The sequence below is a fragment of the Enterobacter sp. JH25 genome, assembly GCF_021725435.1.
GTDB lineage: Bacteria > Pseudomonadota > Gammaproteobacteria > Enterobacterales > Enterobacteriaceae > Enterobacter > Enterobacter intestinihominis.
The window spans coordinates 1191746-1215279 of record NZ_CP091319.1; the positions used below are offsets into that span (position 1 = coordinate 1191746).

22 protein-coding genes are annotated in these 23534 nt (G+C 61.0%); 11 read left to right on the top strand and 11 right to left on the bottom strand.

Annotation, left to right across the window (positions count from 1 at the left end; genetic code table 11):
- Positions 1 to 2: 2 nt before the first annotated feature.
- Positions 3 to 215, top strand: coding sequence for an MbtH family NRPS accessory protein (locus tag L2Y28_RS05615; protein ID WP_022647374.1), 213 nt, complete (start codon positions 3 to 5; stop codon positions 213 to 215).
- Entirely contained in the window at positions 212 to 4069 is a 3858-nt protein-coding gene (gene entF, locus L2Y28_RS05620) for an enterobactin non-ribosomal peptide synthetase EntF (RefSeq protein ID WP_022647375.1), read from the top strand. Before L2Y28_RS05615 ends, entF begins: the two co-directional genes overlap by 4 nt.
- 82 nt (positions 4070 to 4151) lie before the next feature.
- Here the strand turns inward: entF and fepC are convergent, their stop codons facing one another.
- The 3 genes from fepC to fepD are packed head-to-tail and all read right to left on the bottom strand — an operon-like array spanning position 4152 to position 6936.
- On the bottom strand, positions 4152 to 4946 hold the full coding sequence (gene fepC, locus L2Y28_RS05625; protein ID WP_022647376.1) for an iron-enterobactin ABC transporter ATP-binding protein: 795 nt from the start codon (positions 4944 to 4946) through the stop codon (positions 4152 to 4154).
- Positions 4943 to 5932 (bottom strand): iron-enterobactin ABC transporter permease, encoded by a 990-nt coding sequence (gene fepG / locus L2Y28_RS05630; protein WP_072202233.1) that lies wholly within the window; start codon positions 5930 to 5932, stop codon positions 4943 to 4945. The genes fepC and fepG overlap by 4 nt, the downstream gene beginning before the upstream one ends.
- Positions 5932 to 6936, bottom strand: a complete 1005-nt coding sequence (gene fepD / locus L2Y28_RS05635; protein ID WP_022647378.1) for a Fe(3+)-siderophore ABC transporter permease — start codon at positions 6934 to 6936, stop codon at positions 5932 to 5934. Before fepD ends, fepG begins: the two co-directional genes overlap by 1 nt.
- Positions 6937 to 7044: 108 nt before the next feature.
- Here fepD and entS point away from each other — a divergent pair, with 108 nt between their 5' ends.
- Complete coding sequence (entS, locus tag L2Y28_RS05640; protein WP_022647379.1) at positions 7045 to 8271, top strand: enterobactin transporter EntS; 1227 nt, start codon at positions 7045 to 7047, stop codon at positions 8269 to 8271.
- A 77-nt stretch (positions 8272 to 8348) separates the two neighbouring features.
- Here the strand turns inward: entS and fepB are convergent, their stop codons facing one another.
- Positions 8349 to 9308 carry a Fe2+-enterobactin ABC transporter substrate-binding protein gene (fepB, locus tag L2Y28_RS05645; protein ID WP_022647380.1) on the bottom strand — a complete coding sequence of 320 codons (960 nt, stop codon included), beginning with the start codon at positions 9306 to 9308 and terminating at the stop codon, positions 8349 to 8351.
- Between the two features lie 188 nt (positions 9309 to 9496).
- Here fepB and entC point away from each other — a divergent pair, with 188 nt between their 5' ends.
- The 6 genes from entC to L2Y28_RS05675 all read left to right on the top strand — a co-directional run bounded on the left by entC (position 9497) and on the right by L2Y28_RS05675 (position 15635).
- Positions 9497 to 10672, top strand: a complete 1176-nt coding sequence (entC, locus tag L2Y28_RS05650; protein WP_022647381.1) for an isochorismate synthase EntC — start codon at positions 9497 to 9499, stop codon at positions 10670 to 10672.
- Between the two features lie 9 nt (positions 10673 to 10681).
- Positions 10682 to 12292, top strand: coding sequence for a (2,3-dihydroxybenzoyl)adenylate synthase EntE (entE, locus tag L2Y28_RS05655; RefSeq protein ID WP_022647382.1), 1611 nt, complete (start codon positions 10682 to 10684; stop codon positions 12290 to 12292).
- 10 nt (positions 12293 to 12302) lie between these two features.
- Positions 12303 to 13157 (top strand): isochorismatase, encoded by an 855-nt coding sequence (locus L2Y28_RS05660; RefSeq protein ID WP_022647383.1) that lies wholly within the window; start codon positions 12303 to 12305, stop codon positions 13155 to 13157.
- On the top strand, positions 13157 to 13909 hold the full coding sequence (entA, locus tag L2Y28_RS05665; RefSeq protein ID WP_015571174.1) for a 2,3-dihydro-2,3-dihydroxybenzoate dehydrogenase EntA: 753 nt from the start codon (positions 13157 to 13159) through the stop codon (positions 13907 to 13909). Before L2Y28_RS05660 ends, entA begins: the two co-directional genes overlap by 1 nt.
- Positions 13909 to 14322, top strand: coding sequence for a proofreading thioesterase EntH (gene entH / locus L2Y28_RS05670; protein WP_022647384.1), 414 nt, complete (start codon positions 13909 to 13911; stop codon positions 14320 to 14322). Before entA ends, entH begins: the two co-directional genes overlap by 1 nt.
- Before the next feature lie 254 nt (positions 14323 to 14576).
- Positions 14577 to 15635, top strand: coding sequence for a DDE-type integrase/transposase/recombinase (locus L2Y28_RS05675; RefSeq protein WP_230585241.1), 1059 nt, complete (start codon positions 14577 to 14579; stop codon positions 15633 to 15635).
- A 74-nt stretch (positions 15636 to 15709) separates the two neighbouring features.
- Here the strand turns inward: L2Y28_RS05675 and L2Y28_RS05680 are convergent, their stop codons facing one another.
- The 3 genes from L2Y28_RS05680 to L2Y28_RS05690 are packed head-to-tail and all read right to left on the bottom strand — an operon-like array spanning position 15710 to position 17992.
- Positions 15710 to 16822, bottom strand: a complete 1113-nt coding sequence (locus L2Y28_RS05680) for a M20 family metallopeptidase (RefSeq protein WP_022647387.1) — start codon at positions 16820 to 16822, stop codon at positions 15710 to 15712.
- A 13-nt stretch (positions 16823 to 16835) separates the two neighbouring features.
- Entirely contained in the window at positions 16836 to 17300 is a 465-nt protein-coding gene (locus L2Y28_RS05685; RefSeq protein WP_022647388.1) for a YjiG family protein, read from the bottom strand.
- Positions 17297 to 17992: a nucleoside recognition domain-containing protein gene (locus L2Y28_RS05690; RefSeq protein ID WP_022647389.1), complete on the bottom strand. Its 696-nt coding sequence runs from the start codon at positions 17990 to 17992 to the stop codon at positions 17297 to 17299. Before L2Y28_RS05690 ends, L2Y28_RS05685 begins: the two co-directional genes overlap by 4 nt.
- 268 nt (positions 17993 to 18260) lie before the next feature.
- Between L2Y28_RS05690 and cstA the strand changes: the two genes are divergently transcribed.
- Together cstA and L2Y28_RS05700 are read left to right on the top strand one after the other, a co-directional pair.
- Entirely contained in the window at positions 18261 to 20366 is a 2106-nt protein-coding gene (gene cstA, locus L2Y28_RS05695; RefSeq protein ID WP_022647390.1) for a pyruvate/proton symporter CstA, read from the top strand.
- Between the two features lie 104 nt (positions 20367 to 20470).
- Positions 20471 to 20668 (top strand): YbdD/YjiX family protein, encoded by a 198-nt coding sequence (locus L2Y28_RS05700; RefSeq protein WP_006809671.1) that lies wholly within the window; start codon positions 20471 to 20473, stop codon positions 20666 to 20668.
- Here the strand turns inward: L2Y28_RS05700 and L2Y28_RS05705 are convergent.
- From L2Y28_RS05705 to L2Y28_RS05720, 4 genes are all read right to left on the bottom strand, one after another.
- Complete coding sequence (locus tag L2Y28_RS05705; RefSeq protein ID WP_022647392.1) at positions 20665 to 21069, bottom strand: helix-turn-helix transcriptional regulator; 405 nt, start codon at positions 21067 to 21069, stop codon at positions 20665 to 20667. The two genes, L2Y28_RS05700 and L2Y28_RS05705, sit on opposite strands and share 4 nt — an antisense overlap.
- Positions 21044 to 21346, bottom strand: a complete 303-nt coding sequence (locus L2Y28_RS05710; protein ID WP_022647393.1) for a type II toxin-antitoxin system RelE/ParE family toxin — start codon at positions 21344 to 21346, stop codon at positions 21044 to 21046. Before L2Y28_RS05710 ends, L2Y28_RS05705 begins: the two co-directional genes overlap by 26 nt.
- Before the next feature lie 183 nt (positions 21347 to 21529).
- Positions 21530 to 22273 carry an SDR family NAD(P)-dependent oxidoreductase gene (locus L2Y28_RS05715; RefSeq protein WP_022647394.1) on the bottom strand — a complete coding sequence of 248 codons (744 nt, stop codon included), beginning with the start codon at positions 22271 to 22273 and terminating at the stop codon, positions 21530 to 21532.
- Positions 22274 to 22330: 57 nt separating this feature from the next.
- Positions 22331 to 23419 carry an oxidoreductase gene (locus L2Y28_RS05720; protein WP_022647395.1) on the bottom strand — a complete coding sequence of 363 codons (1089 nt, stop codon included), beginning with the start codon at positions 23417 to 23419 and terminating at the stop codon, positions 22331 to 22333.
- Positions 23420 to 23534 lie beyond the last annotated feature (115 nt).

Sequence of the window (23534 nt, forward strand, 5' to 3'; positions counted from 1 at the left end):
GTATGGAATTCAGCAATCCTTTCGATAATCCGCAGGGACAGTTCGCCATTTTGCAAAATGACCAGGGGCAGTACAGCCTGTGGCCGCAGGAGTGCGAGTTGCCCACGGGCTGGCGCGTGGTGTGCGAACCGCAATCTCAGGAGGCGTGCCAGCAGTGGCTGGCGGAACAGTGGCAGACGCTTGAGCCGTCTTATTTTGCGGGGAAGCGCGCATGAACCGTCTCCCTCTTGTCGCCGCCCAGCCGGGGATCTGGATGGCAGAGCAGCTTTCCTCCCTGCCAAACGCCTGGAGCGTGGCGCACTACACCGAACTGAAAGGCGCTATCGACGCGCCGTTGCTGGCAAAAGCCATCGCAGTAGGCATGATGCAGGCCGACACCCTGCGCACGCGTTTCGCTGAGGATAACGGCGAGGTGTGGCAGTGGGTCGATGAGGCCATGATCCTGCCGGAGCCGTCCATTGTGCGCGTTAACTCCCACGACGCCGCCGTGGCGCTGATGGAGGCCGATCTCAACCAGAACCTGCGCGTCGACAGCGGTCAGCCGCTGGCGTTTCACCAGCTGATTCAGGTGGGAGAAAACCACTGGTACTGGTATCAGCGGTATCATCATCTGGTGGTAGATGGCTTCAGTTTCCCGGCCATTACCCGTCAAATCGCCGCCATTTACGCTGCGTGGCAGAAAGGTGAACCTGCGCCCGCCTCCCCGTTTACTCCGTTCGCCGAGGTGGTGGAGGAGTATCAGCGCTATCGCGACAGCGAGGCGTATCAGCGCGACGGTGCTTTCTGGGCCGAACAGCGCCAACAGCTTCCTTCTCCGGTCTCGCTCTCTTCCGCACCCCTGCCGGGACGCGCCGCCACCACCGACATCCTGCGCCTGAAAATGGCGATGGACGGCCGTGCGTTCAGCCAGCTTGCACAGGCGGCCGGACAAACGCAGCGAACCGATCTGGCGCTTGCGCTGGTGGCGCTGTGGCTGGGCCGCCTGACCGGACGGCTGGACTACGCCGCCGGGTTTATCTTTATGCGCCGCATGGGCTCCGCCGCGCTGACCGCGACCGGCCCGGTGCTCAACGTCCTGCCGCTGGCGGTGAATATTCGCCCGCACGAGAGCTTGCCAGCGCTGGCGCTGCGCCTGGCGAACCAGCTGAAAAAGTTGCGCCGCCATCAGCGCTACGATGCCGAGCAGATCGTGCGCGACAGCGGGCAGGCAGCAGGGGACGAACCCTTGTTTGGTCCGGTGCTGAACGTCAAGGTGTTCGATTATCAGCTGGATATCGACGGCGTGGAGGCCATTACCCACACGCTGGCGACCGGCCCGGTGAACGATCTGGAGCTGGCGCTGTTCCCGGACGAGCAGGGCGGACTAAGCATTGAGATCCTCGCCAACAGGCAGCGTTACGACGAGGCGACGCTGAAGGGGCACGCGGCGCGGCTGAACGCAATGCTGACGCAGTTTGCCGCCAACCCGGACCTGCGCTGTGGCGACGTGGAAACCGTATCAGAGCAGGAATACGCCCGGCTGGCGCGAATCAACGATACCGGGCTGGCGCTGCCGTCCACCACGCTGGCGGACCTTGTCGCGGAGCAGGCGAGCAAAACGCCGGACGCCCCGGCGCTGGCGGATGCCCATACTGAGCTGAACTACCGCCAGATGCGCGAGCAGGTGGTCGCGCTGGCAAATCTGCTGCGCGCGCGCGGCGTGAAGCCGGGCGACAGCGTGGCGGTGGCGCTCCCGCGCTCGGTGTTCCTGACCCTGGCGCTGCACGGGATTGTTGAAGCTGGCGCCGCCTGGCTGCCGCTGGATACCGGTTACCCGGACGACCGTCTGCGGATGATGCTGGAGGACGCGAAGCCGTCGCTGCTCATTACCACCGACGAGCAGCTTCCGCGCTTTAACGATCTGCCGATCGCCACCTTTAGTTACAACACACTATTACCGGCCACCGATGCTGAACCTCTGCGCCTGGCGAAGCCGGAGCAGACCGCGTACATCATCTTTACCTCCGGTTCGACGGGACGACCAAAAGGCGTGATGGTCGGCCATACCGCCATCGTTAACCGCCTGAAGTGGATGCAGGATCATTATTCACTGGCGGCGCATGACGTGGTGGCGCAGAAAACGCCGTGCAGCTTTGACGTGTCGGTGTGGGAGTTCTGGTGGCCGTTTATCGCCGGGGCGAAGCTGGTGATGGCCGAGCCGGACGCGCACCGCGATCCGCAGGCGATGCAGAGCTTCTTCGCACAATATGGCGTAACCACCACCCACTTCGTGCCGTCGATGCTGGCGGCGTTCGTCGCCTCGCTGACGCCGGAAAACGTCGACTGTTGCAGGACGCTGAAGCAGGTGTTCTGTAGCGGCGAGGCGTTGCCGACTGCGCTGTGCCGCGAGTGGGAACAGCTCACCCATGCGCCGCTGCACAACCTCTATGGCCCGACCGAAGCGGCGGTGGACGTCAGCTGGTATCCGGCGTACGGCCCCGAGCTGGCGGCGGTGGAAGGGAACAGCGTGCCGATCGGCTTCCCGGTGTGGAATACGGGGCTGCGCATTCTGGACGCGATGATGCGCCCGGTGCCGTTCGGCGTGGCGGGGGATCTGTATCTCACCGGCATCCAGCTGGCGCAGGGGTATCTGGGACGCCCCGACCTTACCGCCAGCCGCTTTATCGCCGATCCGTTTGCCCCCGGCGAGCGGATGTACCGCACCGGGGACGTTGCCCGCTGGCTGGACAACGGCGCGGTGGAATATCTGGGCCGCAGCGATGACCAGTTAAAAATCCGCGGACAGCGCATTGAGCTGGGCGAAATCGACCGGGCCATGCTCGCGCTGCCGGATGTGGCCCAGGCCGTGGCGCACGCCTGCGTGTTCAACCAGGCAGCGGCGACGGGTGGCGATGCCCGCCAGCTGGTGGGGTACGTTGTCTCCGAATCCGGCTTACCGCTGGATCGCGACGCGCTGCTAGCATCACTCAAAGCCCAGCTGCCGCCACATATGGTGCCGGTGGTGCTGCTGCAAATCAGCGCGCTGCCGTTAAGCGCCAACGGCAAGCTGGATCGCAAGGCGTTGCCGCTGCCGGAGCTGACCAGCAAAACCTCTGGTCGCGCGCCTGAGACACAAACCGAAGTCGCCGTGGCGCAGGCGTTTTCTGCCCTGCTGGGCTGCGCAGTGAACGATATCGAAGCCGATTTCTTTGCCCTCGGCGGCCACTCGCTGCTGGCGATGCGCCTCGCGGCTCAGCTCAGCCGTGCGTTCAGCCGTAAGGTCACGCCGGGTCAGATTATGGTCGCCTCGACGGTGAGTAAGCTTAGCGGCCTGCTGGACTCGCAGATGAGCGACGAGCAGGCGCAGCGTCTGGGGTATGAAACTGTTCTCCCGCTGCGTGAAAGCAACGGCCCGACGCTGTTCTGCTTCCATCCGGCATCCGGCTTTGCCTGGCAGTTTAGCGTCCTGGCGCGCTACCTCAGCCCGCGCTGGTCAATCGTCGGTATTCAGTCTCCCCGGCCTGAGGGGCCGATGGAGCAGTGTGCGGATCTCGATGCGGTGATCGAACATCATCTGAACACGTTGCGTAAGCAACAGCCTCAGGGGCCGTATTATCTGTTCGGCTATTCCCTCGGCGGCACGCTGGCGCAGGGCATTGCGGCGCGTCTGCGCGAGCAGGGTGAAAACGTAGCGTTCCTCGGCCTGCTGGATACCTGGCCGCCGGAAACCCAGAACTGGGCGGAGAAAGAGGCTAATGGCCTCGATCCGGAGGTGCTGGCGGAAATTGAGCGCGAGCGTCAGGCGTTTATCGCCGCCCAGCAGGGGCAAGGTTCCAGCGAGCTGTTTAACGCTATTGAAGGCAACTACGCCGATGCGGTGCGGCTGCTCACCACCGCGCATAGTTCACGGTTCGACGGTAAAGCGACGCTGTTTGTCGCCGAACGCACGCGAACCATGGATCCGCAGGCCGCATGGGCGCCGTGGGTGGGTGAGCTGGAGGTGTACAGCCAGGACTGCGCCCACGTGGATATCATTTCACCGCAGGCGTTTGAAAAGATTGGGCCGGTACTGAAGGAAATTTTTGGATAGTGCAAATGCCCGGTGGCGCTGCGCTTACCGGGCCTACGGGAGCGAAATGTAGGCCGGGTAAGGCGTAGCCGCCACCCGGCAATTACTGCCGACCCAACGGCACCACCAACGGCGTACCCGCCACCGGATCGTCAATAATCATGCAGCGCATGCCGTAGATCCGCGCGATCAGATCCGGCGTCACAATCTCCTTCGGCGCGCCCTGCGCCACAATCTCGCCGTCGCGCAGCGCAATCAGATGCGTCGCGTAGCGGCACGCCTGATTTAAGTCGTGCAGCACTGCCGCCAGGGTGTACCCCTGCGTGCGGTTCAGTTCGCTCAGCAGCTCCAGCAGATCAATCTGATGGCTGATATCGAGCCAGGTTGTCGGCTCGTCCAGCAGCATAATCGAGGTTTCCTGCGCCAGTACCATTGCAATCCAGGCGCGCTGGCGCTGTCCGCCGGAGAGAGTATCGACGCTTTGCTGGGCCAGATTGGTGATGCCCGTCGCCTGCATCGCGCGCTTCACCGCCTCGTCGTCCTCCTTGCGCCAGCGGGTAAACAGCGGCTGGTGCGGGTAGCGCCCGCGGGAGACCAGCTCCTGCACGGTAATATCCCCCGGCGTGGTGGCGTTTTGCGCCAGCAGGCCAATTCGGCGCGCCACCTCTTTGCTGGCGAAGCGCTGGATCTGCTCCCCGTCGAGGAACACGCTACCCTCAACCGGCGACATCAGGCGGCTCAGCGTGCGCAGCAGGGTCGATTTGCCGCAACCGTTCGGGCCGATAATGGCGGTGAAGTGGCCGTCCGGAATGGACACGGATAAATCCCGGGCAATGATTTTTTTGCCGTAGCCGAGGGTCAAGTTTTCGCCGCGCAAGCGGAATGTTGAATCTGTCATTTCTTGCGTGACTCCTGAACGAGCAAGACGATGAGGTAAATCCCGCCGAGGCTGACGGTCACCACGCCCACCGGCAGTTGATAAGGCATAAACAGCTGCTGAGCGCAGAGATCGGCGGCCAGCAGTAACAATGCGCCGCACAGCGCCGCCTGGGTTAATCCCCAGCGCGCGGTACCGCTAAGACGCCGCGCGATATGCGGGGCTACGAGGGCAATAAACGAGATCGGCCCGGCGATGGCGGTAGACGCTGCGGTCAGCAAGACCGCCACCAGCATCAGCATCAGGCGCGAGCGCTCTACGCTCACGCCCAGCGCGCAGGCGCTGTCGTCGCCCATCTCCAGCAGCCGCATGCGCCTGACCAGCAGCAGCGCGCCAATAAACATCAGCAAAATCAGCGGCGCGGCGGGCCAGGTTTTTCCCCACGTCAGACCGTTGAGGGAGCCGGCGTACCACAGCCCGGCGGAGAACGCGGTTTCCAGCGATGCCTGTAGCAGAAGCCAGGTGTTGAACGCCATCAGCATCGCACGGATGCCGATCCCGATGATGATCAGACGGAAGGTGTCGATGCCGTTGCGCCAGGCCAGGGCCCAGATAAGCAGGGAGGTGAGAATGCCGCCCGCCATCGCCGTAAAGGTAATGGCCGTAAGATGCTGCCCGAACAGCACCATCGCCACCAGCACGCCGCTCCACGCGCCGGTATTCAGGCCCATCACGTCCGGGCTCCCGAGGGGGTTACGCATCAGCGACTGGAATATCGCGCCGCTGACGCCAAGCGCCGCGCCCACCAGGATCGCCATCGCCACGCGCGGCAGTCGCCATTCGGTGACCACCATGGTGATGTTACGCGGCGCGCTGCCGGTGAGAGCGTGAAAGACCTGCGCGAAATCAAGCGTTACGGCACCGCTTTGCAGGCTCCAGACCGCCAGCAGCAGACTGGCGACGACCAGCAGGGCGACGCTGGTAAGTAAACGACGGGACGGGGCCATCATGCGCCACCCCCGCGTCTGCGTCGAACCAGGAAGATCAGCACCGGCGCGCCGATAAAGGCGCTGACCACCGAGACGCGCAGTTCACCCGGCACCAGCAGGCGGCCCAGTACGTCAGCAAAGAGCAGCAGGGCAGGGGTCGCCAGCAGCGTGACCGGCAGCGACCAGCGGTGATCCGCCCCCACCAACCAGCGCGCCATGTGCGGCATCATCAGGCCGATAAAGGCAATCGGCCCGACCACGGCGGTCGCGCTGCCGCAGAGCACGGTAATGGCGAGTAGCCCCGTCAGCTGCGTGCGCGCCACGCGGTTGCCGAGGGCGGTCGCGGTATCGCTGCCGAGGCTCAGGCTGTTCAGCGCCCGGCTTAAACAGAGCGCCACGGCGGCAGCGACGATCGTCGGGATCACCACCACCTTTAAGGTTTCAAGGGTACGAATATCCAGCGAACCCGCCTGCCAGAAGCGCAACTGGTCATACACGTCCGGGTTGAGCAGGGCGATGCCGTTGGACAAGCCTTCCAGTACCGCCGCGAGCGCTACGCCCGCCAGCGTTAAGCGTACCGGGCTGAGCTGGCCGCCGCCCTGGCTGCCGGTAAACGCCACCACCAGCGAGGCCGCCAGCGCGCCGCAAAAAGCCATCATCAGCTGTTCAGAGGGGGACGTAAATCCAAACAGCGCTGCGCCGAGCACGATGGCAAAGCTGGCGCCGGAGTTAACGCCGAGAATGCCGGGGTCCGCCAGCGGGTTGCGGGTGAGGGTTTGCATCAGGGCACCGGCAAGGCCGAGCGCACCGCCAGCCAGCAATCCGGCAAGGGTGCGGGGCAGGCGAGCGTCGAGCACGATGGTGCAGTCGGCACTCTGACAGGTACCGGATAGCGCATCGACAATAACGGACGCGGGCAGCGGTTTTGCGCCGACCAGCAGGCTGAGTGCAATCGCAAGGATTAGCAGTAGCAATAAAACGGGCACGGCAAGGGCGCGCACCGCAGAAGAGGAAAACGACATAGCAACATCCATGATTTGATAATGATAGTGATTATCGTTATCTATCTTATTTGGCTATGTTAGCATGTGCGCCCATGGAATGGGTAGAAATAGACTCAAGGCTTTGTCATGAATCAAAAATCCTGGCTGCTTAACCTCAGCCTGCTCAAAACACACCCGGCGTATCGCGCCGTTTTTATCGCTCGCTTTATCTCCATTTTGTCCCTCGGTCTGCTTGGTGTGGCCGTGCCGGTGCAAATCCAGACCATGACTCACTCCAGCTGGCTGGTAGGGTTATCCGTCACCTTAACCGGCGGGGCGATGTTTATCGGCCTGATGGTGGGCGGCGTGCTGGCGGACCGCTACGAGCGTAAAAAGCTGATCCTGCTGGCGCGCGGCACCTGCGGGGTGGGCTTTGTCGGGCTGTGCCTGAACGCCATGCTGCCGGAGCCGTCGCTGGTGGCCATTTACGTGCTGGGATTGTGGGACGGCTTTTTTGCTTCGTTAGGCGTGACGGCGCTGCTGGCGGCCACGCCCGCGCTGGTCGGGCGCGAGAACCTGATGCAGGCGGGGGCGATCACCATGCTCACCGTACGTCTCGGCTCGGTGATTTCGCCGATGGTGGGCGGTCTGTTGCTGGCGACCGGCAACGTGGCGTGGAACTACGGCCTTGCCGCGGCGGGAACGTTTATTACCACCCTGACGCTACTGCGTCTGCCGCTCCTGCCACCCCCGCCGCAGCCGCGCGAGCATCCGCTGAAGTCCCTGATGGCCGCGATTCGTTTCCTGTTCAGCAACCCATTGATTGGCGGCATTGCGCTGCTCGGCGGCCTGCTGACGATGGCGAGCGCCGTGCGCGTGCTGTATCCGGCGCTGGCGGGTGAGTGGCAGATGAGCGCCTCAGAGATTGGCGTGCTGTACGCCGCCATTCCGCTCGGTGCGGCCTTCGGGGCGCTGACCAGCGGCAACCTGGCGCAGAGCGCGAGACCGGGGTTGATCATGCTGGTGGCGACGCTGGCCTCGTTTATCGCCATTGGTTTCTTTAGCCTGATGCCGGTGTGGGCGCTGGGGGTGATGTGTCTGGTGATTTTCGGCTGGCTGAGCGCGGTCAGCTCTCTTTTACAGTACACCCTGATCCAGACCCAGACGCCGGAAGGGATGCTCGGGCGCATTAACGGCCTGTGGACGGCGCAGAACGTCACGGGCGATGCGATTGGCGCGGCGATCCTCGGCGGGCTGGGGGCGATAATGACCCCGGTGGCGTCGGCGAGCAGCAGCGGGTTTGTGTTAGCCGTTGTTGGCGTGATTTTATTGGCGGTTCTGGTGGAGTTGCGTCGGTTCAGGCAAACCATGTAGGTCGGGTAAGGCGTAGCCGCCACCCGACAAAACGCCCGGTGGCGCTGCGCTTACCGGGCCTACGGGGAACGTGCCACTTATTTAAAAATTGAATTCAAACGCTGCAACACCAACATCGCGCTGTAATAATCCAGGCGGAACGTCTCGGTTCCTAATGCCCAGACGCGCTTGTTCTTCACCGACAGCAGATGCGCCAGCAGCGGGTTGGCGTAAATCGCGTCCACGTCTTTCTGATCGCCGGCAAACACGAACAGCCCTTCGCCGTTCAGCCCCGTCGCCAGGTTTTCACCCCCTAACTGGATAATGTCGTGGCGTTTGCCCTGACTTTTTGAGGTGTGCAACCCGGCAGGCACGTCGGCCAGCGTAAAGCCCAACTGGTGCAAAAGCTTGCCCTGCGCGGAGTCTGTCGTCCACAGGTTCGCCGTGTGCGCCGCGGCGGTGTAGACGATGGCGTTCACCGGCTGTGGCGGCAGCTTCATCTGCTGTTTCACCTTGGCGAGCTGTTTGTCGAAGGCAGCGATGCGCTCTGCGGCCTGTGTCTCCTGCCCGGTGATCGTCCCCAGTTGGGTCAGCAGTTCCTGCCAGCTTTTGTCGTCGTAGTTAATGATAAGCGTCGGCGCGATGGCGGAAAGCTGATCGTAGAGCGCCAGCGCGGAATCCCCGCCGGTGGCGCTGATCAAAATCAGGTCCGGCATCTGGGCCGCGACGGCTTCGGCGCTCGGCTCGCCGATGTACAGCCGGGCAACCTTACGCTGTTTGGCGATATCGCCCCACTGACGTAAAAAGCCCTGCGCATCCGCCACGCGGTTGTTTGGCGTGGTCGCGCCGCTGGCAATGACCGGCGCGTCAATGGCCAGCAGGGAGCCGGTTAAGGTCACGCTGGTGGAGACAATGCGCGTCGGTTTGCTCTCAAGCGTGTGAACGCCGCGGCTGTCGGTGACCTGACGCGGCCAGTCGTCGGCGGCAGCTGAGGTTAGTCCTAAAACAAAAAGTCCTGTTAAAAGAAGGGCATTGCGGCAAACGGCAGCGATTTTCACAGAGCGGCATCCTGATTTTATTGAAGATAATGCTTCTCATTTTCAGGGCTGTAGGGAAGGGATGCAAGCGTTTGTCGCACAAGTTATTTGCCCGACGGTTGACAGCGGGGCGATGTGGGATTAGGTTAGCCGACGAAAATATAAATGATAATCATTATTGCTTCTTTTATCATTTTAAGGAGGATGATATGGACACGTCCCTGGCTGAGGAAGTTCAGCACACCGCGACAACGCTGCAATCAGACAGCTTTTTCTTTATGTCGCCTTACCGCAGTTTTACCACGTCCGGCTGTTTTGCCCGTTTTTCTGAACCCGCCGTCGGCGGTGACGATCCGGCGGGTCCCTTTCAGCAGAAATTAGCTCAGGCTTTCCAGAATGCGAAAAACAGCGGCATTGCCCATCCGGTGATGGTAGGGGCGATCCCCTTCGATACCCGCAAACCGTCATCGCTGTTTATTCCACAACGCTGGCAAACCTTCTCCCGCCCGGCGCGTCAGCAGTCCGCACGTTATGCCTCCGGCGCGCAGACGCTGAACGTGCAACAGCGCACCGAGATCCCGTCGCAGCCGGTTTTCGAGGAGATGGTTGCTCGCGCCGCGTCGCTCACCGCTACGCCGCAGGTGAATAAGGTGGTGCTGTCGCGCCTGATTGATATCGCTACCGACAAACAGATCGATAGCAGCGCGCTGATGGAGCGTCTTATCGCCCAGAACCCGGCGAGCTTTAACTTCCACGTACCGCTGGAAGACGGCGGCGTGCTGCTGGGCGCCAGCCCGGAACTGCTGCTGCGCAAAGAGGGCGCGCACTTTAGCTCGCTGCCGCTGGCAGGCTCTGCGCGCCGTCAGCCGGACGATGTGCTGGATCGCGAAGCGGGCACTAAGCTGCTGGCCTCCGAAAAAGACCGCCACGAGCACGATCTGGTCACGCAGGCGATGAAAACCATTCTGGAACCGCGTAGCCATCATCTGAGCATGCCGGCTTCCCCGCAGCTCATCACCACCCCGACGCTGTGGCATCTGGCCACGCCGGTAGAAGGTGAGGCACGTGAAAACGAGAACGCCCTGACGCTGGCTTGCCTGCTGCACCCGACGCCCGCGCTGAGCGGCTTCCCGCATCAGGCGGCAAAAGAGCTGATTGCCGAGCTGGAGCCGTTTGACCGCGAGCTGTTCGGCGGCATCGTCGGTTGGTGCGACAGCGAAGGTAACGGCGAGTGGGTGGTAACTATCCGCTGCGCGCGGCTGCATCAAAATACCGTTCGCCTGTTTGCCGGCGCGGGCATTGTGCCTGCCTCCTCCCCGGTCGGCGAGTGGCGCGAGACGGGCGTGAAGCTCTCCACCATGCTCAACGTGTTTGGTTTGCACTAAGGAATACTCATGACCATCCCTTTTACCCGCTGGCCTGAGGAGTTTGCCCGCCGCTACCGTGAAAAAGGCTACTGGCAGGATCTGCCACTGACCCACATCCTGACGGACCATGCGGACAGCGATACGGTCGCGATAATTGACGGCGAACGCCGCATCACCTACCGCGCGTTTAATCAGGCGGTGACGAATCTGGCGTCCTCCCTTCAGGCGCAGGGGCTGCATCGCGGGGAGACCGCGCTGGTACAGCTTGGCAACGTGGCCGAGTTCTACATCACCTTCTTCGCGCTACTGCAAATCGGCGTCGCGCCGGTCAACGCGCTCTTTAGCCATCAGCGCAGTGAACTCAACGCCTACGCGGAGCAGATCAAACCCGCCGTACTGATTGCCGATCGCGACCACGCACTGTTCTCAGGCGATGATTTTCTCAACACCTTTGTGGATGCGCATCGCTCGGTACGCGTTGTGCTGCTGCGTGGCGATAAGGGCGAACATGCGCTGGAGGCGGCGATTGCGCGCCCGGCGGACAATTTCATCCCGAACCCGACGCCCGCCGACGAAGTGGCGTTCTTCCAGCTCTCCGGCGGCAGCACCGGCACGCCGAAGCTGATCCCGCGCACGCATAACGATTACGACTACAGCATCCGTCGCAGCAACGAAATCTGCGGTATCACTGCGCACACCCGCTATCTGAACGCCCTTCCCGCGGCGCATAACTACGCCATGAGCTCGCCAGGATCGTTAGGCGTTTTCACGGCGGGCGGCTGCGTGGTGCTGGCGAACGATCCGAGCGCCACGCTCTGCTTCCCGCTGATTGAGCAGCATCAGATAAATGTCACCTCGCTGGTGCCGCCTGCGGTCAGCCTGTGGTTGCAGGCGATTGCCGACGGCGCGGGGAACGCCCAGCTGAAATCCCTCAGGCTGCTCCAGGTGGGCGGCGCACGCCTCTCCGCCACGCTTGCGGCGCGCATTCCGGCGGAAATTGGCTGCCAGCTTCAGCAGGTGTTTGGCATGGCGGAAGGGCTGGTGAACTATACCGCCCTCGACGATGCGCCGGAGCGCATCATCAATACCCAGGGCCGCCCGATGTGCCCGGACGATGAAGTGTGGGTGGCGGACGAGGACGGTAACCCGCTGCCGCGCGGGGAGGTCGGGCGTCTGATGACGCGCGGCCCTTACACCTTCCGCGGCTATTTCAACAGCCCGGACCACAACGCCAGCGCCTTCGATGCCAACGGCTTCTACTGCTCGGGCGATCTGATCGCCATCGATGAGCAGGGTTACATCACCGTGCAGGGGCGCGAGAAAGATCAGATCAACCGCGGTGGCGAGAAGATCGCCGCCGAAGAGATCGAAAACCTGCTGCTGCGCCACGACGCGGTGATCCACGCCGCGCTGGTGAGCATGGAGGACAGCCTGCTGGGCGAAAAAAGCTGCGCGTACCTGGTGGTGAAACAGCCGCTGCGCGCGGTGGAGGTGCGCCGCTTCCTGCGCGAGCAGGGCGTTGCCGAATTTAAGCTGCCGGACCGCGTGGAGAGCGTGGATGCGCTTCCGCTCACGCCGGTCGGCAAAGTTGATAAGAAACAGTTGCGCCTGTGGTTTGCTGAACGCGCCCGGGGCTGAGGAACAGAGAATGGCTATTCCAAAATTAACCGCATATGCGCTGCCAACCGCCGCCGAACTGCCGACCAGTAAAGTAAGCTGGGCGTTTGAGCCGGAGCGCGCCGCGCTGCTGATCCACGATATGCAGGAGTACTTCCTGAATTTCTGGGGCGAAAATAGCGACATGATGCAGCAGGTAGTGGCGAACATCGCTAAACTGCGCGCGTACTGCAAAGAGCACAATATTCCGGTGTACTACACTGCGCAGCCGAAAGATCAGAGCGATGAAGACCGCGCCCTGCTGAACGATATGTGGGGGCCGGGTCTGACTCGCTCGCCGGAGCAGCAGCGTATCGTCGCTGAGCTGACCCCGGACGAAGCGGACACCGTGCTGGTGAAGTGGCGCTACAGCGCGTTTCACCGCTCCCCGCTGGAGCAGATGCTGAAAGAGACCGGCCGCAACCAGCTTTTGATCACCGGCGTGTACGCCCACATCGGCTGCATGACCACCGCCACCGACGCCTTTATGCGCGACATCAAACCGTTCTTTATCGCCGACGCGCTGGCGGATTTCACCCGCGACGAGCACCTGATGTCGCTGAAATACGTGGCCGGACGTTCGGGCCGCGTGGTGATGACCGACGAGCTGCTGCCGTCTGTTCCGGCAACGAAAGCCGCGCTGCGTGAGCTGATCCTGCCGCTGCTGGACGAGTCCGACGAGCCGATGGATGACGAAAACCTGATCGACTACGGTCTGGATTCAGTACGGATGATGGCGCTGGCCGCCCGCTGGCGCAAAGTGCACGGCGACATTGATTTCGTGATGCTGGCAAAAAATCCGACCCTCGATGCCTGGTGGGCGCTGCTCTCCCGCGAGGTGAAGTGATGGCTTTTGATTTTACCGGTAAAACCGTCTGGGTGACGGGCGCGGGTAAGGGCATTGGCTATGCGACCGCGCTGGCATTTGTGGAGGCCGGGGCGCAGGTGACCGGGTTCGATCTGGCTTTCCCTCACGGCGAATATCCGTTTGCCACCGAAACACTGGACGTGGCGGATGCGGCGCAGGCGAGTGATGTCTGCGGGCGTTTGCTCAGCAGCCTTGAGCGGCTCGACGTGCTGGTTAACGCGGCGGGCATTCTGCGTATGGGCGCGACGGATCAGCTTTCGCAGGAGGACTGGCAGCAGACCTTTGCGGTCAACGTCGGCGGCGCGTTCAACCTGTTCCAGCAGACGATGGGCCAGTTCCGTCATCAGCAGGGCGGGGCGATTGTGACGGTGGCCTCTGACGCGGCGCACACGCCGCGCATCGGCATGAGCGCCTACGGCGCGTCGAAAGCGGCGCTGAAAAGCCTGGCGCTGACCGTCGGGCTGGAGCTGGCGGGCAGCGGCGTACGCTGTAACCTGGTGTCGCCGGGTTCTACGGATACCGACATGCAGCGCACGTTGTGGACCAGCGATGATGCGGAACAGCGGCGCATTCGCGGCTTCGGCGAGCAGTTCAAACTCGGCATTCCGCTCGGTAAAATTGCCCGTCCGCAGGAGATTGCCGCGACCGTGCTGTTCCTGGCATCCGATGCCGCCAGCCATATCACCTTGCAGGATATCGTGGTGGACGGCGGCTCCACGCTGGGGGCGTAATGATCTGGAAACGTCATTTATCCCTCGACGAGCTGAATGCCACTAGCCAGAACACGATGGTGGAACACCTTGGCATCGTCTATACCCGCCTCGGGGACGATACGCTGGAAGCGGAGATGCCGGTGGATGCGCGCACCCACCAGCCGTTTGGCCTGCTGCACGGCGGTGCGTCGGCGGCGCTGGCGGAAACGCTGGGGTCGATGGCCGGTTTTCTGATGACCCGCGACGGGCAGAATGTGGTGGGCACGGAACTGAACGCTACGCACCACCGCGCGGTCTCTCACGGTAAGGTGCGCGGCGTATGTCAGCCGCTGCATCTGGGCCGCTCCAGTCAGAGCTGGGAGATTGTGGTGTTCGACGAGCAGGGGCGGCGGTGCTGTACGTGTCGGTTGAGTACGATGGTGCTGGGTTAGATTGTGCGGCGGGAGTGCCGGGTGGCGGCTTCGCCTTACCCGGCCTACGAAACATGCAGGCCCGGTAAGCGAAGGGTATGAACCGGAAACATGGGTAACACTTTAGACCGGATACATGGGTAACAGTTATAACTGGCATAGAAGAGGAGACTCGCTATGCCCTGGACTGAGACCCGACCTATGCAACGCCTTGATTTTATCCGTGCCTGCCATGCAGGTACGGATTCTTTTCTGCCCTCTGCCGTCTCTTCGGCATCAGTCGAAAAACCGGTTACAAATGGCTTCAGCGTTTTGACCCCTCTGACCTGTCATCTCTCTCTGACCGGTCGCGTGCTCCGCACTCCCACTCCCGGACAGTTCCTGATGATATCGCCGGGCAGCTTACGGCCCTGAGGCAAAAACACCCTGACTGGGGCCCCAAAAAACTGCGGATGTGGCTGCTCAATCATCACGTCGATTTTACCGTCCCCGCTGCCAGCACTATCGGCGATATCCTCAAGCGTGAAGGCCTGGTTCCGGATAAAAAGCGAAAGCGCAGAACCCCGGGCAATCGCCAGCCCCTGACCATCATCAGTGAGAACAATCAGGTCTGGAGCGCTGATTTTAAAGGCAAGTTCAGGCTGCTGAGCCGGAAATACTGTCATCCCTTCACCCTCACCGACAATCACAGCCGGTATCTTCTGAGCTGCCGGGGAGCAGACCGGGAGAGCGAGCCCTTCGTCAGGCAGTGCCTGACGGATGCGTTCCTGGAGTACGGTCTGCCGGAAGTCCTGAGAACGGATAATGGTCAGCCTTTCGCAGGAACAGGTATCGCCGGGTTAAGTCGCCTTGCAGTCTGGCTGATAAAGCTGGGCATCAGACCGGAACGCATCAGAAAGGGGCATCCGGAAGAAAACGGCCGTCATGAGCGAATGCATCGTTCGCTGAAAAGTGCAGTAAAACAGGGCAACATATTTATGACGATGGAAGAACAACAGCGGTGGTTCAGTGGCTACCGGGAAGAGTTTAACTACGAAAGGCCGCATGAAGCCCTGGCGGGTGCAACGCCCGGAACGGTATGGCAACCCTCAGGCCGGCACTGGGATGGCAGGGTTCCTGAATATGCTTATCCGGAAGGAGGTACGGTCTACAGGGTGAAATCAAGGGGGACACTCTATATGGGGAAAAAGGGGACGGTGTTCCTGAGTGAAGCGCTGACTGATGAGTACATCATGCTGGAAGAACAAGATGATGGCCTGGAGGCCATCATCTTTAATGGAATAACGCTTGCGTACTACGACCGAAAAACCCAGAGTGTGCTCCGGATAGACTGAAAAGTGTTACCTATGTTCCCGGTCTGATCTGTTACCTATGTATCCGGTCATACAGCAGCGCCACCGGGCGGTTGTTACAACATCGATACCACCCGCTTCAACAGCCGAATTCGCGGCGCAATGGACGCTTTATCCAGCCATTCCGCCGGGCTGTGGAACCCGGCGCCAACCGGCCCGAAGCCGTCAAGCGTGGGGATGCCGAGCGCGGCGGTGTGGTTGGCGTCGCTGCCGCCGCCGACTGCCTGCCAGGTAATGTCGATGCCTTCCGCTTTACCCGCCGCTTCAACCTGCTGCATCAGCGCCTGCGTCGCGTCGCTCGCGGCCATCGCCGGTTTGTGATTAACCCGCGTCAGCGTGGTGGTCACGCCGTCTAAAAAGCCTTGTTCACATAACAACTCCAGCGCCTGGTTCACCCGGTCATACTCGTCGTTTTCCCAGAAGCGAACGTCCAGTTCTGCCACAGCGCTGTCCGCGACCACGTTCGCCGCGCTGCCGCCCTGAATCACGCCGACGTTAAGTGTAGTGCCGCGATCCCAGTCCGTCAGCGCATTGATGGCGATAACGCTCTTTGCCAGCGCGGTGATCGCCGAGCGGCCTTTTTCCGGGTCATTGCCCGCGTGTGCCGCCACGCCGCTAAAGGTGAAGTGATAGCCCGCCATCCCTTTACGCGCTTTCACCAGCGAACCGTCGGCGCGGGCGGCTTCGCACACCAGCACGCAGCGGGAACGCTTAGCCAGCTCGCCAATCCACTTATGGGAATGGACAGATCCGGTCTCTTCGTCCGGGTTCATCGCAACGGCAATCGCGAGACGATCGTTGTCTGCGGCGTCAAGCGCGCGCATTGCCCACAAAATATTCAGAAGTCCGCTCTTCATATCCGAGACGCCGGGGCCGTACAGGCGGGTTTCATCCTCGCTCAGCGGACGCGCGGCCACGGTGCCGGCGGGAAATACGGTATCCAGATGCCCGACCAGCAGCACGTCGAACCGTTCCGCCTGCGGCTTGTTACTGACGAAGACGCCGGGGCCCACCTTGTCACCCAGGTTCACCTGCTCCGTATGCCAGCCTTCGCGCTGCCACAGTTGCTGCATGATGCCTGCAACAGCGGCGACGCCGTCAATCGTCTGGGTGCCGCAGTCTACGTTCACCAGGGTTTTCAGCTCTTCGATATAATGGTCAAGGTTCATGTTCACGTCCTGTTCAGAGAATAATGCGCATCAGCAGCATGGCTAAGAAAGCGTTGACCACCGAGAGGGCGATCAGCAGCGGAATACGTTTGGCGCGGGTGCCAATCACCCCCAGAATGCGGCCCAGGTACTGCACCTGCGAGCCCATCAGGTAGATGGCGGGCGCCAGGATCGCCAGGTGCTCGCCGGTGAGGATGCCTTTATCAAACAGGCCGATGGCAACGCCGATCCCGCCGCCCATCGACATCCAGCCGCCAATCAGCACGGCGGCCGCTTCGCCCGGCAGGCCAAACAGGCCCATCAGCGGAGAGAAGATCGTGCCCAGCCCTTTCAGCGCGCCGGTAATTTCCAGCGCCTTGATGATGATAAAGGCCATCACCACGTTGGGCAGCGTGCTGCTGGTGGCAATGCTCCAGCCTTTGCGCGCGCCTTCGATAAACACATCGGTAATGACGGGATTGGACTGTGGGGCACTCATGCGGCGTCTCCTTTATGGGTAAACGTCAGGATCAGGCGCAGCAGATTGGCGCCGACAATTTTCATGATAAACATCACCGCGATACAGGCCCCGATGGAGGTGGGCACCGCCGCCGTGCCGTCAACGGCGAGCAGCGTGAAGAGGATCGCCCCGGAAGAGAAAAAGTTGGTGATCATCGCCCCGGCGGAGAACTGGAACATGGCGAAAACGTCTTTCTCTTTTTCGCTGATTTGCCCTTCATCAGAGAGATTACGGGTAAGCGACGCGCCCACGTCGGTACTTTGCAGGCTGCCAATCAGCGCCAGCCCGGTGGTGCCAGGGATCCCCAATAGCGGGCGCAGCAGAGGAGTTAAGAGTTTGCGCGCGGCACGCAGGGCGCCATAGTGCTCCAGCACGTTGATCATCCCCAGCGCGAACATCACCGCAGGAATTAAACCGAGCGCGAAGAGAAACCCGTCCATCGCGCCGCTGCCGCCGGTGCCGCGAAAGGCGCTGCTGGCTGTGGTTAACGTACCGTCATCCAGACTGGCTTTGCTGACCACTTTGCCAAATGCGCCGTTGAGGGTGGTGAAATCAAAGACGCCGTACCACTCTTGTCCGCCTAACAGACCCGAGAAGAAAACGGCTGCAAACGCCAGCGCGAAGTACGCGCCCGGCCCGACCTGACTATCCTGAGGTACTGAACTGTTCATATCCTTTTCCTTGTATGCACGCGATTGCGCAGGATCATTCTGGCGAGGTTATGGCCAAAAAAAATGATACAAATCATTCCGTAAGGCGGTGTCTGGCCGAAAAAGGTAAAAGTGTGAACGGTGACGCTACGAAAGTGATCGGCTTAACAATGTGGTGTAAATGTCTGGTTTGACCACGCATTATTGCGTTTCAAAGTTGTTAAATTTTATCCGTTGTTCTAGAAACAAAATGTAACATCTCACTGTTTCACAACAACGGATAACCATTATGAACAACTCAGGGAAATACCTTATATGGGCAGGGCTCTCCGTTGTGGGAGCCTTTGCCCTGGGCTACATCGCCCTCAACCGGGGGGAGCAGATCAATGCGCTCTGGATCGTGGTCGCCTCCGTCTGCATTTATCTGATCGCATACCGTTTTTATGGCCGCTATATCGCGAAGACGGTACTGGGCGTAGACGGCACGCGCATGACGCCGGCCGTGCGTCATAACGATGGTCTGGACTACGTGCCGACCGATAAAAAAGTGCTGTTCGGTCACCATTTCGCGGCGATTGCCGGGGCAGGCCCGCTGGTGGGGCCGGTACTGGCCGCGCAGATGGGCTACCTGCCGGGGATGATCTGGATCCTCGCGGGGGTGGTGCTGGCGGGCGCGGTGCAGGACTTCATGGTGCTGTTCGTCTCCACCCGTCGCGACGGTCGTTCGCTGGGTGAGCTGGTGAAAGAGGAGATGGGGGCAACTGCCGGGGTGATTGCGCTGGTGGCGACCTTTATGATCATGGTCATCATCCTCGCGGTGCTGGCGATGATCGTGGTGAAAGCCTTGACCCACAGCCCGTGGGGAACCTATACCGTCGCCTTCACCATTCCGCTGGCGCTGTTCATGGGGATCTACATTCGCTATCTGCGTCCGGGACGCATTGGTGAAGTTTCAGTCATTGGCCTGGTGTTCCTGGTGTTTGCTATTATCTCCGGCGGCTGGGTGGCGGAAAGCCCGACCTGGGCACCGTTCTTCGACTTCACCGGCGTGCAGCTGACCTGGATGCTGGTGGGCTACGGCTTCGTGGCGGCGGTGCTGCCGGTATGGCTCCTGCTGGCCCCGCGTGACTACCTCTCTACGTTCCTGAAAATTGGTACCATCGTCGGGCTGGCGATCGGCATTCTGATTATGCGCCCGACCCTGACCATGCCTGCCCTGACCAAATTCATTGACGGCACCGGCCCGGTCTGGACCGGCAATCTGTTCCCGTTCCTGTTTATCACCATCGCCTGTGGGGCAGTGTCTGGCTTCCATGCGCTTATCGCCTCCGGGACCACGCCGAAGATGCTGGCGAATGAAAATCAGGCCTGCCTGATTGGCTATGGCGGCATGCTGATGGAATCCTTCGTGGCGATTATGGCGCTGGTCTCGGCCTGTATTATCGACCCGGGCGTGTACTTCGCGATGAATAGCCCGATGGCGGTACTGGCCCCGGCCGGCACTGTTGACGTGGTCGCCTCTGCTGCGCAGGTGGTGAGCGGCTGGGGCTTTGCGATCACCCCTGATACGTTGACGCATATCGCTAACGAGGTCGGCGAGCAGTCGATTATCTCCCGTGCGGGCGGGGCGCCGACGCTGGCGGTGGGTATGGCCTACATCCTGCACGGTGCGCTGGGCGGGCTGATGGATGTCTCGTTCTGGTATCACTTCGCCATTCTGTTCGAGGCGCTGTTTATCCTGACGGCGGTGGATGCCGGTACGCGCGCGGCGCGCTTTATGTTGCAGGATCTGCTGGGGGTGATCTCCCCGAATCTGAAACGTACCGATTCACTCCCGGCTAACCTGCTGGCGACGGCACTGTGCGTGCTGGCGTGGGGCTACTTCCTGCATCAGGGCGTGGTCGATCCGCTGGGCGGGATTAACACCCTGTGGCCGCTGTTCGGTATCGCCAACCAGATGCTGGCGGGCATGGCGCTGATGCTTTGTGCCGTAGTCCTGTTCAAGATGAAGCGCCAGCGTTACGCATGGGTGGCGCTGGTGCCAACGGCGTGGCTGCTGATCTGTACCCTGACAGCAGGCTGGCAGAAAGCCTTCAGCCCGGACAACAAGGTGGGCTTCCTGGCCATTGCCAACAAGTTCCAGGCGATGATCGACAGCGGCAAGATCCCGGCGCAGTACACCGAATCTCAGCTGTCCCAGCTGGTGTTTAACAACCGTCTGGACGCCGGGCTGACCATCTTCTTTATGGTGGTGGTTGTGGTGCTGGCGTTGTATTCTCTGAAAACCGCGCTGGCGGCGTTGAAAGTCGACACGCCAACGGCGAAAGAGACGCCGTATGAGCCAATGCCTGAGAACCTGGACGAGATTGTCACCCAGGCGAAAGGGGCGCATTAACCCGTGTGCCGGGTGGCGGCTTCGCCTTACCCGGCCTACATTTCTTATCCTCCCTCTCCCTCCGGGAGAGGGCCGGGGTGAGGGAAACAAACGAGAAACTGATTATGTTCGACACCCTTTCCAAAGCAGGTAAATACCTGGGCCAGGCCGCTAAAATGATGATTGGCGTGCCGGATTACGACAACTACGTCGAGCATATGCGCGTCAACCACCCGGATCAGACGCCAATGACCTACGAAGAATTTTTCCGCGACCGCCAGGACGCCCGCTACGGTGGCAAGGGCGGGGCGAAGTGCTGTTAACCCTCTTTCGGTAAATAGAGGCTGATCTGCTCCTGTTTACAGCCGTAAATTGCCGCCAGCTTTTCGCGGGTGCGCTTTTGCGGTCGGGAGTCCAGCGCCTCCAGCTGTGACACGGCGGACTGACTGATGCCAAGCTTCTCCGCCACCTCCTGCTGGGACATACCGCGTAAAATGCGCCAGGCGGCCTGTAGGCTGACGTTCTCGTTATGCATGATGTCGCACACTTCACCCGGTAAACCTACGTTATCGTAGATGTCTGATTCGTAAGGGATGTCTTCCCAGTCGTTTTCATCATCGTCATCATACTCAAGCATGGCTAAACGCATGCGAAAATATTCACCGTAGGGTATGACAACATACTGTTTTTTTCCTTCTTCATCCTTGATGAACTGAATAGTCATATTCCGTATGCTCCTCATGAAGGTAGGTAGTGGTTGTCCGGCGTTTTACTGCCACTACGTAGCAGATATCACCCGGCGGGTCTCCGAAGGTGTAAATGACCCTGTAATCACCTAATCGCAACCTGTAGTGGTTTTCGGGAGAAGATAATTTCTTGATATCCGCGACAGGTGATGTTTTATCGTCCATCTTCTCCAGCCTGAATTTAATGCGGTTCTGATATCGAGGATCGATTTTAGAAAACTGCTTCTCTGCTGTTTTAGACCACACGATCTTCATCCGTACCTCCACTGTACGCCCACACAAAACATAAGGAAATAATAAGACTATTAGATAAATTCCGAATTTCTTATGGGGTACTGTAGAGCGGAGAAAAACCGCGAGAAAGCGGCAAAACGCGAATCGTCGAGGCGACTCGAACAGGCCTCTGCCGGGCGACAGAGGCATACAGTAAATTTGCGATCAGGCGTTCAGACCGCCGTCCACATCCAGACCGGTGCCGGAAATTTGCCCCGCAGCCGGGCTGGCGAGGAAGGTGACCGCCGCTGCGATATCCTCCGGCTGGCCGTAATGACCAAGCGCGATCATCCGGCGCTGGGCTTCCGCCTGCTCGCCGTCTTCCGGGTTCATATCGCTGTTGGTCGGGCCGGGATGAACCAGGTTGACGGTAATGCCGCGCGGGCCTAAATCGCGGGCCAGACCCCGGGTAAGGGAGTTTAGGGCCGATTTGGTCATCGAGTAGACGGCGATCCCCGGCTGCGCCACGCGGTTCGCCAGACAGCTGCCGATGTTGATGATGCGTCCGCCGTCAGACATATGCACCAGCGCTTCCTGAATGGCGATCACCACGCCGCGGATATTGACGTTGATCAGAGCGTCGATGTCCGCCAGGGTCATGGACTCCAGCGGGCCGCCGCGTGCAATCCCGGCGTTATTGACAAGAATATCCAGCCCGCCGAGGGAGCGCGCCGCCTGCGTGACCGCATCCTGAATCGCCTGCGCGCTGGCGCTGTCGGCCTGAATCGCCTCGCCGTGTCGCCCCAGCGCGTTGATTTCATCGACGACCTGCTGGGCTTTATCGACGGATTTTTCGTAGGTGATAACCACATCGGCACCGGCGCGTGCCAGCGACAGCGCAATTGCCCGACCCAGCCCACGACTGGCGCCGGTGACCAGCGCCTTTTTACCTGTTAAATCGATCTGCATGATGACCTCGTTGCAAGAGTGGAGAGAATCATCATTAGGTATAGCCCGTCGGCGCGATTAACGGCTGAAGGATTCCACCTTCTCAAACGCGGCGCGCAGAACGTCAGGGCTTAACGTAATCGGTAAAAAGTGAATCGACTCCACCGGGCGCAGGGTGTGGGCAATGACCTTGTCCAGCTCGTCGCGGTTATGGATATCGACCTCCAGCGCGCGAAGCGTGGTCGGCAGGTTAAAACGCTGGTATGCCGCCACCAGCTGCGTCAGCACGTCCTCCTGACCGAGCAGGGCGCTCTGCACCAGAATGCCGTAGGCCACCTTGGTGCCGTGGAGGTATTTTTCCGTCTGCGGCAGCACGGTTAAGCCGTTGTGCACCGCATGTGCCGCCGCCACGCGGGTATAGCGTTCGCCCAGACCGCCGACCATACCGCCACCGGCGATAACGGCGTCCACCACGTCCCGAAACGCCTGCGTCTGGTCGCCGCGCTGCTGGTCGGCCAGCGCCTCTTCGCTGCGCTCCAGCAACACGTCGCGGATCGCCAGCGCACCGTTCAGGCCAAGACGCACGGTCAGCGGCAGGTTTTCCGGTTCAGGGGCGAGTACCGCCGCTTCGTACCACTTCGCCAGCGTATCGCCGATGCCTGCCAACAGGTATTCCGCCGGGGCGTTAAGGATGATTTGCGGCTCCACCAGCACCAGATAGTTGGCGTCGTCAAAAATCTCAAACTGTAGCGCCTGCCCGGCATCGTTGTACCACACGGAGAGCGGGGTCCACGCCGCGCAGGTGGCGGCGATGGTGGGAATGCCCACGAACGGCACGCCCAGACGACGCGCCACGGCCTTGACGGTATCCATTACCGCACCGCCGCCCACGCCAATCACCACGCTGGCTTCACCACCCGACGCGTTCACCAGATGAGTGACGTCACGCTCGCTGCAATGGCCCTTAAACAGCAGATGTTTTACCCCCGTCGCGTTAAAACTCTCCGGCAGATAAGGGCGTGCGCCCTCGATAGCCCGCTCGCCGTAGATCCACACCGCGCGGGAAAGCTGTTCCGGAGTAAAGAAATCATCCAGGTGCGCAAGGCTTCCCGGATGAGAGAAGTAGTTCGCCGGGCCGGGCACGACGCGGATATTGGTGTTGCTCATGAAGTTGTCCTTTTTTAGCAAGCGCTAACCCGATGTTATGTCTGGACATCCGGATGGCTAATAATATTTCGCTTTATCTTATGCCTTTTCCGTCGTTGTCAGTCAACCGGAGCTG